Source organism: Microbacterium sp. zg-B185 (genome assembly GCF_030246885.1).
Lineage (GTDB): Bacteria > Actinomycetota > Actinomycetes > Actinomycetales > Microbacteriaceae > Microbacterium.
Window position 1 is genome coordinate 661,237 of sequence record NZ_CP126739.1, and the last position, 17,719, is coordinate 678,955.

The following is a 17,719-nucleotide window of genomic DNA, read 5'->3' on the forward strand; positions in this document are numbered from 1 at the left end:
TTCATCTCGGGGTCAGCACGCCTTCCCGCAGCAGCCGCCGGGACACGACCAGAGAGGAATCCGGGTCCAGCCCCGGTAGGCGGCCGGCCGGATGCGGCTGTTCCCGCAGTGCGTGCACGGCGGTGGATGCTTCGCCGGGCAGCGCGATGGTCTTACCGGACAGCACGATGCGCACCATCCCGTCCGCCTCGCCGACGCCCGCGCGCAGGCCCTCGCGCCATCCCAGGATCACCCCGGGATGCAGGCCCGCGATCAGGTCGACCGTCGCGAGCGGCCGCACCGGTGCGGGGCGGACGGCATCCTGGAAGGTCCGCTGCATCGCGGCGCCGATCGCGTCGTCGCCGGACGAGCGTTCGAGGAGGCTGCGCGCGGCGGTGATCGTGGCCGCGAGGTCGCCGGCGTAGGTGGCGGCGTCCGTGAAGTCCACGCCCACGGGCAGCTGCCGCCGCAGCGACGGGTCCTCGCCGGCGGCGGCGAGCAGCTGCACGAGCAGATCCCGCCGGGTTGCGGCACGGACTCCGATCGTCAGGTGGATCGATGTTCCACCCTGAGCCACGGCGGAGTGGATCCATCCGCGGGGCAGGTACAGCACATCTCCGGGCTCGAAGACCGCCTCGATCCGCGGGCTCGTCCGGGCCTGTTCGGCGACGGCCGCGGAGTGATCGGTCCAGGGCTGGTCGGGCAGCGGATGCCGGTGGACGGGCTGATGGATGGTCCAGCGTTTCGCGCCGGCGATCTGGACGACGAACACGTCGTGGGTGTCGTAGTGCGGGTCGAACCCGCGGGACGAGGCGGGCGTGATGTACGCATTGACCTGGGCGGGGTGCCCGAGGTCCCGGACCAGCTGCCGGGTGAAGGTGGCGATGGGCTCCCAATTGCGGTGCAGGCCCTGCAGGACGATCGTCGCTCCGCCGGCGAACTGCTCCAGGACTTTCGCCGAGTCGATCTGGTCGGCCACTTCTGCGCCGAAACCCCCGGAAGAGGCGAACCGCGCCGCCGGCAGAACCGTCCCCTCCACGGCCATCCGCATGAACGGGGTCCGCGTCCCGCGGTCCGCGATCAGGTCGTCGACGGCGCTGGCGGTGAACAGATCCTCGAAACCGTCGCTCTTATGCGTGACGAGGGGCTCCTGGTCCCAGTGATCCCGAGCGAAGTCGGCGAAGGGGACGTCGATGAGACGCGCGAGCGCGGGCCGGTCCACCGGTCCGCGCTCGACGCCCGTGCTCAAGCCGATCCGTCGGCGCCGCCGTCGTGGCCGCCGGGGTTGGCGCCGCCGTCCGCGGTGCCTTCGCCTTCGTCTGCGGATCCGTCGGCGCCGCCGTCGTGGCCGCCGGGGTTGGCGCCGCCGTCCGCGGTGCCTTCGCCTTCGTCTGCGGATCCGTCCGCGCCGCCGTCGTGGCCGCCGGGGTCGGCGCCGCCGTCGGCCGGGCCTTCGCCGGGCGTATTGGTCGTCGTGATGTCGTCGTCATTGATGCTCATGTGCAACCTCCAGCAGAGTCGGTGTGGCGCGGTCGGGCCGGTGCCGACATTACTCGGCTCGTCCGAAGCGGACGAGACCTTGACAGGATGCGTCCGCGGCGCCCGTCATCGCGGTGACCGCATGCGTCCCTTCCCTCGTGGCAGCGGCCCGGGAGGGACCCGTCACTCCCGGCCGATCTCGTCCAGAAGGCGTCGCGCGGCCCCGGCGGCGTCCGCATAGGCGTCGCGGGTCGCGGTGTGGTCGGGGGCCGCGGGGCTGCGCAGCTGCCGATTCGCGGCATCGGGCGCACCGGCGTCGGTTCCGTGGGTGCTGCGCAGCGCCGCAGCCACCGTCTGGTCCACGGCGGCGTTGTGTTCTCCCAGCGCCTGCACCGCGGCGAACGTGGAGGTCAGTGCCCGCCGGGTGCGGGCGTCTGCGGACAGCGCGCGACCGGCCTTGCGGTAGCTGAGGAAGCTGATGATGAGGGCCCCCACGCCTGCCAGGCCGCCCACGAGCGCGGCGATGCTGGAGATCCAGTCGGTCACAGTCGGCATGGCGCCAGGGTACTGATCGTGCAGACGCCCGGGTCGATTGTGCGTGCGCTTTCCCCATCCTGGGCGCCGGGCATGGTCGGCGGCAGCACGTCGGCTCCGCGTGCCGCACCCGTTCAGGCGCCGACCGCGGGCACGTACTTCGGCAGGTCCGGGGGAATGTCGGTGGGCTCCTGGCCGACCGGAGGGCTCGGGTGCTGGGTGTCCTCCCGTTGCCACGACATGCCCTCGGCGTCGATGATGTCCTCGGCGCTGTCGACGTCGACGACCTTCCACCACGTGGCTGAGACGAGCACAACTTGCGTCATGGACGTGACGATACAGCGCTTCGGCCGTGGCGTTCACGGATCGCAGGCTGCCGCATTTCCCGTAGGGTGGTGCGGCGCTGTTCGGCGCCTCGGCGGTGCCGGCGCGTCCACTCGCCCGCGGCGCGACGCCGCCTCGCCGCTCGCGGCCTCTTCCCTCGCTTTCCTCGGAGAGCCCGCTCCCCAAGGAGTCTCATGTCCGCCGTGGTCCCCCGGCCGGAGCGACCGAGCAGGTACCGTATCGAGCCGACTGTGCTGCAGGCGCTGCGCAGTCCGCGCATCTTGACGCGGGAAGTGCTCGCCGGGCTGGTGGTGGCGATCGCGCTGATCCCCGAGGCGATCGCCTTCTCGGTCATCGCCGGAGTCGACCCGCGCCTGGGCCTGTTCTCGTCCTTCGTGATGGCCGTCGCGATCTCGTTCCTCGGCGGCCGACCCGCCGTGATCACCGCCGCGACAGCCGCCGTGGCGCTGGTGATCGCCCCGGTCGCCCGCGATCACGGCATCGACTACTTCATCGCCACCGTTCTGCTGGGCGGGCTGATCCAGATCGTGCTGGCGGCCGTGGGCGTGGCGAAGCTGATGCGGTTCATCCCGCGCAGTGTCATGGTCGGGTTCGTCAACGCGCTGGCCATCCTCGTGTTCGCCTCGCAGCTGCCGCAGCTGATCGGCGTGCCGGGGCTGGTCTACCCGCTGGTGGCCGTCGGCCTGCTGATCATCTATCTGATGCCGCGGATCACCAAGGTCATCCCGCCGCCGCTGGTGGCCATCGTCCTGCTCACCGCGGCCGCCGTCGTGTTCGCCCTGAACGTGCCCACGGTGGGCGATCAGGGTGATCTGCCGCAGAGCCTGCCCGAGCTGTTCCTGCCGGAGGTGCCCCTGACCTGGGAGACGCTGGGCATCATCGCGCCGTATGCGGCGGCCATGGCGATCGTCGGACTGCTGGAGTCGCTGCTGACGGCGAAGCTCGTCGACGACATCACCGACACGCACTCCCGCAAGACCCGCGAGGCGTTCGGCCAGGGCGCGGCGAACATCCTCTCCGGGCTGTTCGGCGGCATGGGGGGCTGTGCGATGATCGGCCAGACCATGATCAACGTCAAGTCCTCGGGGGCGCGCACCCGGATCTCGACGTTCCTCGCCGGAGTGTTCCTGCTGGTGCTGGTGGTCGTGCTCGGCGATGTCGTCGCGATCATCCCGATGGCGGCGCTCGTGGCCGTGATGATCGTCGTGGCGGTGGCGACCTTCGACTGGCACAGCATCCGTCCGTCCACCCTCGCGCGTATGCCCAAGAGCGAGACGTTCGTCATGGTCCTGACCGTGGTGGTCACCGTCTGGAGTCACAACCTGGCGGTGGGGGTGGGCGCCGGCGTCGTCGCGGCGATGATCCTGTTCACGCGCCGTGTCGCGCACTTCGTCACCGTCACCCGCCAGAGCGCGCCGACCGCGACGGGACCCGCCGTGCGCTACACCGTCGAAGGGGAGCTGTTCTTCGCCTCTAGCAATGACCTGACCACGCAGTTCGAGTACGCGCAGGATCCGAGCACGGTCGTCATCGACCTCTCCCGCGCGCGCGTGTGGGACGCCTCGACCGTCGTGGCACTGGACGCGGTTCTGACGAAGTACGAGCGCCACGGCGCCTCAGTGACGCTCGAGGGCATGGACGCGCTGTCAGCCGAATTCCACCGACGGCTCACCGCCCGGGCACCGGGCGGCGTCTCGGCTCAGCCGACCGCGTCCACGGCTGCCTGAATCGCGGCGAGCACCACATCCGGGTGCGACACCATCGAGACGTGCGAGGCGTCCACCTCGGTGATCGTGGCGCCGGCGCGCTCAGCCATGCGGCGCTGCACGTCGATCGGTATCACCCGATCCTGCGTGCCCAGGACCGCCCAGCTCGGGATGGACCTCCACGCCGGGACGCCGGTCGGCTCGACGTTGGCCAGGAGAGAGATCGGACGCTGCGTGGCCACGATGACCGAGCGGTCCGCCTCGGGAAGATCCTGCGCGAAGGAGGCATGGACGGTGTCCGGCTTGAGGAAGACGTCGGCGACCCCTTCCGGGGCACCCGGGTAGCCGGCGACGTCCAGGACGGTCGTCGGGTCCGCGACGGCGAGGGCGGAGGTCGACCCGTCGAGGATCGTGACGACGTTCTCACCCTCGTCTGGAATGAACGCGTCGACGTACACCAGCGCCCGCACATCGCCTCCCTGTGCGCCGGCGTTGGTGATCACGACGCCTCCGTAGGAGTGGCCGACCAGCACGACGGGCCCGGACGTGCGCTGCGCCAGGAACGACGCGATGTACGCGGCATCCGAGGTGACACCGCGCAGCTCGTTCGGAGGGGCGAGGACTTCGTACCCCTGAGCCTGCAGGGGGACGGTCACCGCGTTCCAACTGGACGCATCGGCCCATGCGCCGTGGACGAGGACGATCGTGGGGGCGGTGTTCTCTGGCATCGGGCATCCATTCAGGCGGGCGCCGAGGAACGGCGCTTTCGGTCGGGTCTGCGCCCGCGCGGTGCCAGACGCTCATCGCACACGATAGGACTCCGGCAGGCGACCCACCAGGGGGCCCGCGATCGGGGGCGGGCCGGCTCGTGAGCGAGGTTCGGCTCACCGGTTCTCGCGGAGAATCTGCGCGAGAACCGCGGCCGGGCCTTCTGCCTGCTGAGGCCGCGCGGCCACAGACGATCCACCGGGACGGAGTCCACGAACGCCGCCCGGCATCCAGGGCGCCCCGGGCGAACCGGGCTGCGGGGCTCCGCGGTTCAGGACGGGGTTGGCGAACCGCATACCTTGTGGTTCTATGTACCTGACAGCTCTATGTATGGCGGAGGAGACCCGATGCGCATCGGCAAAGACCTGGTGGCCGCGGCAGCCACCCCCCTCGTCTTGGGCATCCTGGCGGAGGGTGAGTCCTACGGGTACGCGATCCTGCAGCGGGTCGAGCAGCTCTCGGACGGTGAGCTGTCCTGGAGCGACGGGATGCTCTACCCCCTGCTGCATCGGCTGGAGCGGCTGGGCTATGTCGAATCGGCCTGGCACGCCGCGCCTTCCGGACGGCGTCGCAAGCACTATCTGCTGAGCGCGGACGGTCGCGCCGTGCTGGCCGAGCAGCGCCGTCAGTGGTCCACCGTCAGCAAAGCACTCGAGAAGGTGTGGACGCCCTCATCCGACGGTCCGCGCCGGCTCGCCGTCAGCCCGGCGGGGGCATGAGCGTGGATAGCGAATCGCGTCTGGAGGCGCAGATCGCGTCATGGACGCAGTACGTGCGGCGTCGGCGTGCCGTCGCCGGCGCCGATGTGGACGAACTGGAGGGACACCTCCGCGACCAGGTCGATGACCTCGTCCGTGCCGGCCTGAGCGAGGAGGAGTCGTTCCTGGTCGCGATCCGGCGCATCGGGAGCCTGGACGACGTGTCGCGGGAGTACGCGCGGGAGCATTCCGATCGGCTGTGGAAGCAGCTGGTGATCGAGGACCCGGCCGGACCGGAACGGCGACGGCGTCCGATTCTCCTGGTCGTCGCGCTGGCCGTCGGTGCCGGACTCGCAGTGAAGCTGCCCTCGCTGTTCGGTGTGGCGATCGGCGCAGACCCGGAGTTCTACCTCCGCAACGCGGGCATTCTGGTGCTGCCCTTCCTGGCCGCCTTCTTCCTGTGGACCCGGCGGGCCGCCACGGCGGTGACCATCGTCGTCGCGGCGGCGTTCGCCATGACGGCGGTCATCCTGAACGTCTATCCCTTCGTCCCGGACGGGATGACGGTGTTCCTCGCCTCCGGTCACGCGCTGATCGTCCTGTGGCTGGCGGTAGGGCTGGCGTACACGGGCGGGGTGTGGCGATCCGACACGCTGCGCATGGACTTCATCCGGTTCACCGGGGAGTGGGTCGTCTACTACACCCTCATCGCGCTCGGCGGCGCCGTGCTGATCGCGTTGACGCTCGGCGTCTTCGGTGCGATCGGCGTGGACGCCGGCGGAGTCATCCAGGATTGGATCCTTCCGTGCGGCGCAGCCGGGGCGGTGATCGTCGCGGCCGGTCTGGTCGAGGCCAAGCAGAGCGTCATCGAGAACATCGCCCCGGTGCTGACCAAGCTGTTCACCCCGCTGTTCACGCTCATGTTGCTGGCCCTCGTGGTGGCGGCGGTCATGCAGCGCGATCTGCTCGAGACCAGCCGTGACCTGCTCATCCTCTTCGACGTGGTTCTGATCGTCGTGCTGGGGCTGCTGCTGTACTCGCTGTCGGCGCGCGACCCCGAGGCCAGACCGGGATGGTTCGAACGGCTGCAGCTGGTGATGGTATCCAGCGCAATCGTCGTGGACCTGCTCGTCCTGACCGCCATGGTGGCCAGGATCGGTGCGTTCGGGTTCAGTGCCAACAAGGTCGCCTCGCTGGGGCTCAATGTCCTCCTGCTGGTGAACCTCGCGTGGTCGGCCTACCTCCTCACCGGCATCCTCCGCGGCACCGTCCGCCCCGCCCGGCTGGAGAGATGGCAGACCCGGTACCTGCCGGTGTACCTGGGCTGGGCCCTGATCGTCGTGATCGTCTTCCCGCCGGTCTTCGCGTTCGCCTGAGACCCGCCGGCTCCCGGGTGAGGGCGCGCGATTGCGCCTCGGTTAGGCTCGACGCACGACCCGAAACCGCACAGGTGACGGCGTGAGAGGGACAAGCGCATGGCCACGACACCACCCGGCTGGTACGACGACGAACGCGGCGCGCTGCGCTGGTGGGACGGCGCCCAGTGGACCGAGCACGTGCAGACCCCGGATGCCGACCCCACGGCCGCGCCGGACGCCGCCGCCGACGAGCCGGCGCCGGTCAGCTCGGAGAGCACCGAGGGCGCGCGGACTGCGGGGGAGCAGGCCCAGACGATGGACACCCTGCTGGCCCCCGCGGTGGATGCGGGCGCGACGGCGGACTCCGTCGCGCCGGCCGCGCCGACGCTGGGCGATGCCCAGCGCACGTCGGCGCCGGCTTCGGCCAGCTGGTTCGATGTGCCCGAGAGCGGCGATCCCGCCGCGACGCCTCCCGGGTACCCGAGCGGTTTCCCGGGCGGTCGGGCGCCCTCGGGCGCGTTCATCGCAGCGACCGAGCCCAGGAAATCCAAGCTCTGGATCCTCTGGGTGGCGCTGGGTGTCGTGCTCCTGGGCGTCGTCGTCCTCGCCGCGGTGCTCATCCCGATGGTGATGGGCAACCTCGCGAGCGGCAGCGCCAGCCAGGACGAGGCGGCCGCGGTGGCGGCCGTCGAGCAGTACGACGAGGCGTGGCGCACCGATGACTGCGAGAAGTTCACAGGGGCGACGACCGAAAGCCTGCGGACGGCGCTGGAGCTTCCGGACTGCGCGGCCTTCTCCGAGGCCTCCCAGGGGTTCATCGCCTCCGTCCAGGACTACGAGCTGCAGGTCACGTCGGTCCAGTCCCAGGACGAGCAGATCCGCGTCGAGACCACGGAGACCTACTCGAGCCTCGTCGATGCCGAGGGCAACCCGACCGACCAGCCCGTCGAGTACGAGGATCGCTACGCGTACATCGTCGTCCCCGACGGCGACGGCTGGGCGATCAACGAGGCCGTGGCCAACGAGTGAGCGATGCGATCAGGCGCTGCCGGACTCGGCGGCGCCTGAGTCGCTGACGGGCGGCCGCAGCGGTGTCACCGTGCCGGCAGCGCGCGCCGGATCGATTCCGAAGACGGCCGCCAACCCCGCCTCGAACTGACCGAGCTGCCCGCGGGCGGCCAGCTCACGTGCGCGCTGGGTGGGGTCGTGCAGCAGCGCGCCGGCGAAGTGGCGCAGCGCCTGCGTGACGGCCGCGGCGTGCTCGGGCGCAACGGATCTCGACGCCAGCCTGGCCAGTTCGCTGTCGAGCGCGTCGAAGACGTGCGAGCGCAGCGCGACGATGGCCGGTGCCGCCGTCTGCTCGGCGGCGAACGCGTCGGCCGCTGAGGACACGAGCTGCCGCGCCGTCGCGTCGGGCGCGAGCTTGGGCAGTCGCGCATGCGTGGCGATCAGCTCCAGGTCCATCAGATCGATCCCCGGAAGCCGGCCCACCGCGGGATCGACGTTGCGGGGCAGCCCCAGGTCGATGATCGTGCGGCGTGAGTCGTCGGGGATCTCCTCGACGCTCAGCGAGTAGGTGTTGGTGCACGTGATGACCACATCCGCGTCGGCGACGGCATCCCGCAGCCCGCGTTCCGGGCGGACGCCGTAGCGATCCGCGAACATCTCGGCGCGGCCGGTCAGCGAGTACACGGACAGCCGGGAGACCCCGAGTGTCCGCAGCGCCGCGACAGTGGTCGCGGCGTAGTTGCCGGTTCCGACGATCAGCACCCGCGTCTGACGCCAGTCGGTCAAGCGCGTGCCCGCCAGCTGCAGGGCGAACTGGACGAGCGAACGCCCGGCCTTGCCGAGCGCGGTCGCCGAGCGCACATCGCGGGACACCTTCGCCGCACGCTGGAACGCGGTGTCCAGCTCCGGAGTCGTCGAGCTGGACTCCCGGGCAGCCTCGTAGGCGCGGCGCACCTGGCCCGCGATCTCCTCCTCGCCCACGGCGAGGGACTCCAGCCCCGACGTCACGGCGAACAGGTGGTGCAGCGCCGGCGCTCCGGCCAGCACCTGTGCGCCCTCGCGCAACACGTCATGGGGCAGGTCCGCGGTTGCGGCCAGCGTGCGCAGCGTGGCCTCGGCCACACTCGTGTCCGCTCCCGGCACGACATCAAGGTAAGCCTCGACGCGGTTGCAGGTGGAGACCAGGACGGCACCTCGCGCGCGTCCGTCGGCCAGCAGGGTGGTCGCCGCACCCGCGGTCGCGCCTTCGGAGAGGCGACCGAGCAGATCGAAGTCTGCTGTTCGATGGGACACGGAGACGCAGAGCAGCACTCTCCCATGGTACGGAATGCAGCAGTGAGGTCGCCGACAAGGCCGCCCGCGCGGCCTCCGGCGGACCGCGCGGTGCGCGAGCGGTGGGAGGATAGAGGATATGTCTTCCTCCGCGTCGCATCCCCTCCGTGACGGCCGAACCGGCACATCCGCGCTGATCACCGCCCTCCGCGGTCAGCGTCCCGATCGCACCCCGGTGTGGTTCATGCGCCAGGCCGGGCGCAGCCTTCCCGAGTACCGGGAGCTGCGAGTGGGCACCGCCATGCTCGATGCGTGCCTGAACCCCGAGCTGGCCAGCGAGATCACCCTGCAGCCGGTGCGCCGTCACGGGGTGGATGCGGCGGTCTTCTTCAGCGACATCGTGATTCCGCTTCGACTCGCCGGAGTGGATGTCGAGATCGTGCCGGGCCGCGGCCCCGTCCTGGAATCGCCGATCCGCTCGGCCTCGGACATCCTGCGCCTCCGGCCCATCGATCCGGATGCGCTCGCCCCCATTCGCGAGGGCGTCGCCCGCACGGTCGCCGAGCTGGGCAGCACCCCCCTGGTCGGCTTCGCCGGCGCACCCTTCACCCTGGCTTCGTACCTCGTGGAAGGCGGACCGTCCAAGGACCAGCTGCGCGCACGCAGCCTGATGGTCTCGGACCCCTCCGCATGGGCACAGCTTCTGAACTGGTGCGCGGACGTATCCGGGGCCTTCCTGCGCGCGCAGGTCGAGGCAGGCGCCAGCGCCGTGCAGCTGTTCGACTCCTGGGTCGGCTCGCTGTCGCGAAGCGACTACCAGCGTCGCGTCGCGCCGCACTCCCGGCGGACCCTCTCCGCCCTGCGTGGGCTGGACATGCCCATCATCCACTTCGGGGTGGGAAGCGGCGACGTTCTGGACCTGATGGCCGGAATCGGCGCGGATGCGGTGGGCGTGGACTGGCGGCTTCCGCTGGACGAGGCCTCGCGCCGGCTCGGCGGCGACGTGGTGCTGCAGGGGAACATCGATCCGGCGTTCCTGACGGCGCCGTGGGAGTCGTTGCGCGCGCACGTGCTGGACGTGCTGGAGCGCGGCCGGTCCGCTCCGGCGCACGTGGTCAACCTGGGCCACGGCGTTCCCCCCGAGACCGATCCCGACGTGCTCACGCGCATCGTCGGCCTGGTGCACGAAGCCTCGGTCGGCGCCGTCCCGGTCTGAGATGAGCCAATCTCCGTTGCAGCCGGTCTCCCCACGCGTGCGCTCGACGGCGCGGTCCTCGCCGGTCCGTGTCCTCGTGCTCGGTGCCGGCGTCGCGGGACTCGTCCTCGCGCGCGATCTTGCCCGCGCCGGCGTCCCGGTCACGGTGTTCGACCCGGCCGCCCGCGTCGGCGGGCAGCTCGCCGACATCGTCCTGGCCGGCGTCCGCCTGGACGCCGCCGCCGAATCGTTCGCCACGCGCGGCGGCGCGGTCGCCGAGCTGGCCTCCGAACTCGGGCTGGACGATGACCTGGTCCTGCCGCGCGAATCGCCCGCATGGCTGATCGGACGGCACGGCGCTGCACATCCGCTGCCGGCCGCGAGCGTGCTCGGGGTCCCCGCGGATCCGCGCGCGGCAGCCGTCCTCGATGCCCTCGGCCGGTGGGGTTCCTGGCGCGCGCGATGGGACTCGATCGTGCCGCTGCGCAGGCCCGAGGCCTACCGCTCGTTCGGCGATCTGGTGCGCCGCCGCATGGGTCCGCGGGTCGTCCGCGGGCTGGTCGGGCCAGTCGTGCGGGGCGTCTACTCCACCGTGCCCGATGCGCTGTCCCTGGCCCAGGCCTCGCCCGGTCTGCCCGAGGCGCTGCGCGCCAGCCGCTCGCTGGGCGCCGCAGTCACCCGGTTGCGGGCGGCCAGCCCCGCCGGTTCGCAGGTCGGCGGTCTGCGCGGCGGCGTGCACCGGCTCGCGGCCGCGCTCGAACAGGATGCCCGAGCCGCCGGGGCCCAGTTCGTCCTCAACGCCCGGATCCGCAGCGTCGATGCGAGCGGTGTGAGACTGGACGGCGGTGAGCACCTCCCGGGCCGGGTGGTCCTGGCAAGCGCCGCCGCCGCCGGACCCGCGGTGCGCACGCGCTCGATCACCCTTGCGACGGCCGTGGTGGATGCGGCGGACCTCGATGCCGGCCCGCGCGGTACCGGCGCGCTGGTCGAGGCCGGTGCGAGCGGGGTCACGGCGCGCGCCCTGACGCATTCGTCGGCGAAATGGCAGTGGCTCGCCGACCAACTGCCCGCGCACCGCCACGTGGTGCGCCTGTCCTACGACGAGATGCCCGACGATGCGGAGGCGACCGTCAGCGCCGACCTCCGTGCGATCACGGGTGCCCGGATCGAGCGGCTCCTCGAGCTGAACGTGCACACCTGGACGCGCACCCTGGAAGCCGCGCCGAGCCCGCACGGGGTCGAGACGGTGGGGGAGGCGGCATCCCTGACCGGGCTCGCCTCGATCGTGCCCGCGGCCCGAGCCGCTGCCGAACGGATCACAGCCGACGTGAGCGCCGCCCCTCAGGGCGGCGCGGAAGGATGACGATGACCAACGACACGCAGAACCGAGTGGGCTACACACTGTGGGCGGTCTACGCGCGCCCGGACGACGGCGCGTCCGCCGAACCCGGCACGGCGGCCCTCGCCACCGCGGTGGCGGCGATCACCGAGACGGGTGTGACGCTCCGCGGCGTCTACGACGTGTCCGGCCTGCGCGCGGATGCCGACGTGATGCTCTGGCTGACCGGCGACGACCCGCAGCGGCTGCAGGCCGCGCTGCGCACGCTGCGGCGGGCCGCGCCGCTGGCCGCGCTGACGCCACGCTGGAACGCCATGGGCGTGCACCGCGACGCCGAGTTCGCCCGCGACCACGCGCCGTCGTTCATGCGCGGTCTCGGGCCGAAGGACTGGGTCACCGTGTACCCGTTCGTGCGCAGCCTGGACTGGTACATCCTCCCGGAGGAGGAGCGCAGGGGCATGCTCGGCGAGCACGGGCGCATGGGCCGGGAGTTCCCCCAGGTGCAGGCCAACACGGTCGCGTCCTTCGCCCTCGGCGACTACGAGTGGATCCTCGCGCTCGAAGCCGACGACCCGATCGACCTCGTCGACCTGATGCGCCACCTGCGGGCGACCGAAGCGCGCCGGCACGTGCGCGAGGAGGTCCCGTTCTTCACGGGCCGCCGGATCGAGCTGGACGAGCTGCCCGAGGTCCTCTCATGAGCGGCATCACCGTCCTGGGCGCAAGTCCCGCCGCCGCGGCCGGACCGGAGCACGTCGAAACCGCGGTCGCCTACGACGGCATCCTGCTCGCCGGCTTCGGTGGTCCGGAGGGGCAGGAGGACGTGATCCCCTTCCTGCGCAACGTGACACGCGGCCGCGGCATCCCGGACGAGCGGCTCGAAGAGGTCGCCCACCATTACCGTCACTTCGGCGGAGTGAGCCCCATCAACGCGCAGAACCGCGCCCTGAAGGCCGCTCTGGAAACCGAGCTGGCCGCGCGCGGCATCGACCTGCCGGTGTATTGGGGAAACCGCAACTGGGCGCCCTTCCTGGAGCAGGCCGTTCAGGAGGCCGCGGCCGACGGGCGCACGACCCTGCTTGCGATCGCCACCAGCGCGTACAGCTCGTACTCCAGCTGCCGGCAATATCGCGAGGACCTGGCGCGGGCGCTGGATGCCGCGGAGCGGGGCGGGCTCGCCGCCGGGACCATCACCATCGACAAGGTGCGCCAGTTCTTCGACCACCCCGGGTTCGTGCACGCCTTCACCGAGGGCGTCACCACGGCGGTGCGGGACCTGATCGGCGACGGGATCCCCGCCGCCGGCATCCGCGTCCTGTTCTCCACGCACAGCATCCCCACCTCGGACGCGCAGCGCTCCGGGCCGCGTGATCGGGACTTCGGCGCGGGCGGCGCGTACGCCGCACAGCACGAGGCGGTCGCGGCAACCGTGATGTCGCAGGTCGCCGAAGCGATCCCCGCGGCGGGTGAGACCGGCTGGGAGCTGGTGTACCAGTCCCGCTCCGGACCGCCCACGCAGCCGTGGCTCGAGCCGGACGTGAACGATGTCATCGGCGAACTGCCGGGACGCGGGATCGCGGCGGTCGTGATCGTCCCGCTCGGCTTCGTCAGCGACCACATGGAAGTGCTGTGGGATCTGGACACCGAGGCGATGGAAGCGGCTGAGGCCGCCGGCATCCGCGCCGTGCGCACACCGACTCCCGGTGTCGATCCGGCCTTCGTCAGCGGTCTGGTCGACCTTGTCCTGGAGCGTCGCGACGGCACCCCCGCCGCCGACCGCCCCCACCTGACACCTCTCGGTCCGTGGTTCGACGTGTGTCGCCCCGCGTGCTGCGAGAACGTCCGCGCCGGGTTCAAACCCGCCCTCTCTGGAGTCGCCCCATGACCGCCCTGTTCAAGCCCGGCGCGCCGCTGCGCATCGGCACCCGCGCCAGCGCGCTCGCCGTCGGTCAGACATGTGCCACCGCCGCCCACCTCGGCCCGCACGAACTGGTCACCATCACCTCGGAGGGCGACCGGTCCAGCGCCCCACTCGCGTCCCTCGGCGGAGCCGGTGTGTTCGTGTCCGCCCTTCGCGACGCGCTCCTGGCCGGCGAGGTCGATCTGGTCGTGCACTCGTACAAGGACCTTCCGACTGCGCCGGCGGACGGTATCCGCCTCGCCGCCGTGCCGCAGCGCGCGGACCCCCGCGACGCCCTCGCGACGCGCGACGGCGTGACGCTCGCGCGTCTGCCGCTCGGATCGCGGGTGGGAACGGGGTCACCGCGACGGCGCGCGCAGCTGCTGTCGGCCCGCCCCGACCTGGACGTCGTAGGCATCCGCGGCAACGTCGACTCCCGGCTCGGGCGGCTGTACCATGCCGACGACGACCGTCGCGTCGACGGGCTGGTGCTGGCTGCGGCGGGGCTCGAGCGGCTCGGGAGACTGGCCGAGGCATCCGAACTGCTCGATCTGGACCTGTGGCCCACCGCCCCCGCCCAGGGTGCGCTGGCCCTGGAGGTGCGCGCGGACGCTGCGGATGCGCTCATCGAACGGGTCGCGTCGGTGGACCACGCCCCCACACGCCTGGCCGCCACCGCCGAACGCGGCGTACTGGCACACCTCGAAGCGGGGTGCTCGGCGCCGATCGCCGCGTCCGCTCGGCTCGCCGACGGCATGCTCACCCTCACCGCAACGGTCTACGCGGTCGACGGCGGCGACCGGCTCACCGGCTCCGGCACCGAAGCGATCGATCCGGACGCGGCCGGTCCGGCGGAGCTGGATCGCGCCGCGCACGCGCTGGCCGACCGGGTCGCCGCCGAACTGCTCGAGCGCGGGGCCGCCACGCTCGCACCACTCGGCGGGGCACGATGACGAAGGAAGCACGCATGAGTTCTGCGAACGGGCCGGTGCCCACGATCCGCCCGCGCCGGGTGCGCGGCAGCGCCGCCTGGCGACGACTGGTCGCCCAGACGCGCCTGAACCCGGCCGACCTGATCCTGCCGATGTTCGTCCGCGAGGGCGTCACCGCGCCGGTTCCGATCTCCTCGATGCCCGGGGTGGTCCAGCACACCCTGGACTCGCTGAAGCCCGCGCTGCAGGATGCCGCCGACGCCGGGATCGGCGGCGTGATGCTGTTCGGTGTGCCCGAGCACAAGGACGCCATCGGCTCGGGCGCCGACGACCCGGACGGCATCCTGAACGTCGCCACCCGGGTCGCGGTCGCCGAGGTCGGGGACGCCCTCGTGGTCCAGACCGACCTGTGCCTGGACGAGTTCACCGACCACGGCCACTGCGGTGTCCTGGACGCACAGGGCCGGGTGGACAACGACGCGAGCCTGGAGCGCTACCGCGCGATGGCTCTCGCCCAGGCCTCGTCCGGCTCGGCGCTGCTCGGACTGTCCGGCATGATGGACGGCCAGGTGCGGGCAGTGCGCGACGTGCTGGACGCGCACGGACACCAGGATGCCGCGATCCTCGGCTACGCCGCCAAATACGCCTCCGCCCTCTACGGCCCGTTCCGCGAAGCGGTCCAGTCCTCACTCGAGGGGGACCGCCGGACCTACCAGCTCGACCCGGCCAACGCCCGCGAAGGGGAGCGCGAGGCCGCGATCGACGTGGCGGAGGGCGCCGACATCGTCATGGTCAAACCCGCCTCCCTCTACCTGGACGTGCTGTCGCGGGTGGCCGCGGCATCCCCCGTCCCGGTCTGGGCGTACCAGGTCAGTGGCGAGTACGCCATGATCGAGGCCGCCGCCGCCCACGGGTGGATCGACCGCGAACGCGCCGTCCTCGAGTCGCTGGTCTCCATCCGCCGCGCGGGTGGAGACGCGATCCTCACCTACTGGGCCGTCGAGGCGGCCCGCCTGATCCGGGAACGGACGCACGCATGACCAACGAGACCGAGTTCGCCCGCGCCCGCGCCGTCATCCCCGGCGGGGTCAACTCGCCCGTGCGCGCCTACCGTTCCGTCGGCGGGACCCCCCGGTTCCTCGTCTCGGCGCGCGGCCCGTACGTCACCGACGTCGAAGGACGCGAATACGTCGACCTCGTCGGCTCGTGGGGACCCGCGCTGCTCGGACACGCCCATCCCGACGTGGTCGCAGCTGTGCAGGATGCCGCCTCCCGCGGTCTCTCCTTCGGGGCGACCACGCCCGGCGAGGCCGAGCTGGCCGAACTGCTGCGCGAACGCACCACCGTCCGTGGGACGCGCCTGTTCGACAGCATCCGCCTGGTCTCCACCGGGACCGAAGCGACGATGACCGCCGTGCGCCTGGCACGCGGCGCGACCGGCCGCGACATCGTGCTGAAGTTCGCCGGTCACTACCACGGACACTCGGACGGGCTGCTGGCCGAGTCCGGCTCGGGCGTGGCGACGCTCGGCCTGCCCGGTTCGGCGGGGGTCCCCGCCGACGTCGCGGCGCTGACCGTCGTGCTGCCCTACAACGACCTGGCCGCGGTCGAGGCGGCCTTCGCCGCGCATCCCGGCCGGATCGCCGCGATCATCACCGAGGCCTCCGGCGCCAACGCCGGGGTGCTCGTGCCCGATGACGGGTACAACCGCGCGCTGGCCGAGCTCGCGCACCGCGAGGGCGCACTGCTGATCCTCGACGAGGTGCTCACCGGCTTCCGCGTCGGGCCGGCCGGGTGGTGGGGGCTGGAGGCCGAGCGCGCTGAGGGCGAGATGTGGAAGCCGGACCTGGTGACCTTCGGCAAGATCGTCGGCGGTGGGCTCCCGCTCGCCGCCGTCGCCGGCCGCCGCGACGTCATGGAGCTTCTCGCACCGCTGGGCCCGGTGTACCAGGCCGGCACACTCAGCGGCAATCCGCTCGCGGTCGCCGCGGGACTGGCCACCCTTCGGGGCGCCGACGCCGCGGTCTACGCGCGCATCGACCGCTCGGCTGCGCTGCTGTCGGCGGCCGTCGAAGACGCCTTCGCGTCGGAGGGTCTGCCGGTCACCGTCTCGCGCGCCGGCAGCCTCTTCTCACTCGCGTTCCGGGAGCATCCGGTGCGCACCTACGACGAGGCGAAGGACCAGGACGCATGGCGCTACCCGGCCTTCTTCACCGCCATGCTCGAGGCAGGGGTGAGCCTTCCGCCGAGCGTGTTCGAGGCGTGGTTCCTCTCCGCCGCGCACACCGATCTCGAATTGGAGCTCATCACCGCCGCCCTTCCGGCCGCGGTCCGTGCCGCTGTCCGGGCGCCGCGCCCGGACGCGGCAGGATAGAACGCATGCCCGAAACCGACGCGCCCGGCACCGATCGGCCCCGGGGGGCGAAGTACATCCTGAGCTGCCTCGGGATCGGTCTGCTGGCAGGGCTGCTTTCCGGGCTGTTCGGCGTCGGCGGCGGGACGGTCATCGTCCCGCTGCTGGTGCTCATGCTCGCCTACAACCAGCGGCTCGCGGCCGGCACCTCGCTGGCGGCGATCGTTCCCACGGCATCGGTCGGGGTCATCTCCTACGCCCTGAACGACTCGGTGGCGTGGATCCCCGGGCTGCTCCTGGCGGCCGGCGCCGTCGTCGGCGCGCAGATCGGCACCTGGTTGCTGCCCCGCGTGTCCCTGGCGGTGCTGCGGTGGAGCTTCATCGGCTTCCTCGCCGCGGTCGTCGTCAGCCTCTTCCTCGTCATCCCCTCCCGCGACGCGGGTCTGCCGCTGACGGCACTGTCGATCACCGGGCTGGTGGTGCTGGGCGTGGCGACCGGAATCGTCGCCGGGCTCATCGGCGTGGGCGGCGGCATCATCGTCGTGCCCGCGCTGCTGCTGCTGTTCGGCACCAGCGATCTCATCGCTAAGGGCACGTCGCTGCTGATGATGATCCCCACGGCCATCTCGGGCACCATCGGAAACCTCCGGCGCAGCAACGTCGACCTGCCCGCTGCCGCGCTCATCGGCGTCGCGGCATGCACCACGACTGCGCTGGGGGCGTGGTGCGCCACGCTCGTGGACCCGTTCTGGGGCAACGTGCTGTTCGCGGCGTTCATCACCTTCATCGCGATCCAACTGGCCGTGCGCACGCTGCGCATGCGCCGCCGCTGAGCCGCACCGCCTCGGACACC

Annotated in this window: 18 protein-coding genes; 12 read left to right on the forward strand and 6 right to left on the reverse strand. The window is 71.8% G+C overall.

The genetic code is table 11. The features are described from left to right. Position 1 precedes the first annotated feature (1 nt). The 4 genes from QNO12_RS03105 to QNO12_RS03120 all read right to left on the reverse strand — a co-directional run bounded on the left by QNO12_RS03105 (position 2) and on the right by QNO12_RS03120 (position 2,318). Positions 2–1,228 (reverse strand): cupin domain-containing protein, encoded by a 1,227-nt coding sequence (locus QNO12_RS03105; protein ID WP_257503897.1) that lies wholly within the window; start codon positions 1,226–1,228, stop codon positions 2–4. After that, a complete protein-coding gene (locus QNO12_RS03110; RefSeq protein WP_257503898.1) occupies positions 1,225–1,479 on the reverse strand; it encodes a BatC protein in 255 nt (84 codons plus the stop codon). Before QNO12_RS03110 ends, QNO12_RS03105 begins: the two co-directional genes overlap by 4 nt. Positions 1,480–1,641: 162 nt before the next feature. Then, positions 1,642–2,013 (reverse strand): hypothetical protein, encoded by a 372-nt coding sequence (locus tag QNO12_RS03115; RefSeq protein WP_257503899.1) that lies wholly within the window; start codon positions 2,011–2,013, stop codon positions 1,642–1,644. A 113-nt stretch (positions 2,014–2,126) separates the two neighbouring features. Then, a complete protein-coding gene (locus tag QNO12_RS03120; RefSeq protein WP_257503900.1) occupies positions 2,127–2,318 on the reverse strand; it encodes a hypothetical protein in 192 nt (63 codons plus the stop codon). Between the two features lie 192 nt (positions 2,319–2,510). Between QNO12_RS03120 and QNO12_RS03125 the strand changes: the two genes are divergently transcribed. Further along, entirely contained in the window at positions 2,511–4,064 is a 1,554-nt protein-coding gene (locus tag QNO12_RS03125; RefSeq protein WP_257503901.1) for a SulP family inorganic anion transporter, read from the forward strand. Here QNO12_RS03125 and QNO12_RS03130 read toward each other — a convergent pair. Continuing rightward, a complete protein-coding gene (locus tag QNO12_RS03130; RefSeq protein WP_257503902.1) occupies positions 4,037–4,771 on the reverse strand; it encodes an alpha/beta fold hydrolase in 735 nt (244 codons plus the stop codon). The two genes, QNO12_RS03125 and QNO12_RS03130, sit on opposite strands and share 28 nt — an antisense overlap. 387 nt (positions 4,772–5,158) lie before the next feature. Between QNO12_RS03130 and QNO12_RS03135 the strand changes: the two genes are divergently transcribed. The 3 genes from QNO12_RS03135 (at position 5,159) to QNO12_RS03145 (ending at position 7,896) form a co-directional block, all read left to right on the forward strand. After that, positions 5,159–5,530, forward strand: coding sequence for a PadR family transcriptional regulator (locus QNO12_RS03135; RefSeq protein WP_257503903.1), 372 nt, complete (start codon positions 5,159–5,161; stop codon positions 5,528–5,530). Next, positions 5,527–6,885 carry a permease prefix domain 1-containing protein gene (locus QNO12_RS03140; RefSeq protein ID WP_257503904.1) on the forward strand — a complete coding sequence of 453 codons (1,359 nt, stop codon included), beginning with the start codon at positions 5,527–5,529 and terminating at the stop codon, positions 6,883–6,885. Before QNO12_RS03135 ends, QNO12_RS03140 begins: the two co-directional genes overlap by 4 nt. Positions 6,886–6,984: 99 nt before the next feature. Further along, a complete protein-coding gene (locus tag QNO12_RS03145; protein ID WP_257503905.1) occupies positions 6,985–7,896 on the forward strand; it encodes a DUF2510 domain-containing protein in 912 nt (303 codons plus the stop codon). A gap of 9 nt (positions 7,897–7,905) precedes the next feature. Here the strand turns inward: QNO12_RS03145 and QNO12_RS03150 are convergent, their stop codons facing one another. Continuing rightward, positions 7,906–9,186 carry a glutamyl-tRNA reductase gene (locus tag QNO12_RS03150; RefSeq protein WP_257503906.1) on the reverse strand — a complete coding sequence of 427 codons (1,281 nt, stop codon included), beginning with the start codon at positions 9,184–9,186 and terminating at the stop codon, positions 7,906–7,908. A 100-nt stretch (positions 9,187–9,286) separates the two neighbouring features. Here QNO12_RS03150 and hemE point away from each other — a divergent pair, with 100 nt between their 5' ends. Genes hemE through QNO12_RS03190 form a run of 8 tightly spaced genes read left to right on the forward strand, consistent with a single transcriptional unit; the run spans position 9,287 to position 17,699 of the window. Beyond that, on the forward strand, positions 9,287–10,363 hold the full coding sequence (hemE, locus tag QNO12_RS03155) for a uroporphyrinogen decarboxylase (protein WP_257503907.1): 1,077 nt from the start codon (positions 9,287–9,289) through the stop codon (positions 10,361–10,363). 1 nt (position 10,364) lies between these two features. Continuing rightward, a complete protein-coding gene (locus QNO12_RS03160; protein WP_257503908.1) occupies positions 10,365–11,705 on the forward strand; it encodes a protoporphyrinogen/coproporphyrinogen oxidase in 1,341 nt (446 codons plus the stop codon). Beyond that, the gene (hemQ, locus tag QNO12_RS03165; RefSeq protein WP_374113612.1) at positions 11,702–12,382 is read left to right on the forward strand and encodes a hydrogen peroxide-dependent heme synthase; all 681 of its coding nucleotides are present in this window, start codon (positions 11,702–11,704) and stop codon (positions 12,380–12,382) included. The genes QNO12_RS03160 and hemQ overlap by 4 nt, the downstream gene beginning before the upstream one ends. Then, positions 12,379–13,566 carry a ferrochelatase gene (locus tag QNO12_RS03170; RefSeq protein ID WP_257503910.1) on the forward strand — a complete coding sequence of 396 codons (1,188 nt, stop codon included), beginning with the start codon at positions 12,379–12,381 and terminating at the stop codon, positions 13,564–13,566. The genes hemQ and QNO12_RS03170 overlap by 4 nt, the downstream gene beginning before the upstream one ends. Next, positions 13,563–14,534 (forward strand): hydroxymethylbilane synthase, encoded by a 972-nt coding sequence (gene hemC / locus QNO12_RS03175; protein WP_257503911.1) that lies wholly within the window; start codon positions 13,563–13,565, stop codon positions 14,532–14,534. The genes QNO12_RS03170 and hemC overlap by 4 nt, the downstream gene beginning before the upstream one ends. A 14-nt stretch (positions 14,535–14,548) precedes the next feature. Further along, a complete protein-coding gene (gene hemB / locus QNO12_RS03180; protein WP_257503912.1) occupies positions 14,549–15,553 on the forward strand; it encodes a porphobilinogen synthase in 1,005 nt (334 codons plus the stop codon). Beyond that, positions 15,550–16,887, forward strand: a complete 1,338-nt coding sequence (gene hemL / locus QNO12_RS03185; RefSeq protein WP_257503913.1) for a glutamate-1-semialdehyde 2,1-aminomutase — start codon at positions 15,550–15,552, stop codon at positions 16,885–16,887. The genes hemB and hemL overlap by 4 nt, the downstream gene beginning before the upstream one ends. 5 nt (positions 16,888–16,892) lie before the next feature. Further along, on the forward strand, positions 16,893–17,699 hold the full coding sequence (locus tag QNO12_RS03190; protein ID WP_257503914.1) for a sulfite exporter TauE/SafE family protein: 807 nt from the start codon (positions 16,893–16,895) through the stop codon (positions 17,697–17,699). Positions 17,700–17,719: the final 20 nt, after the last annotated feature.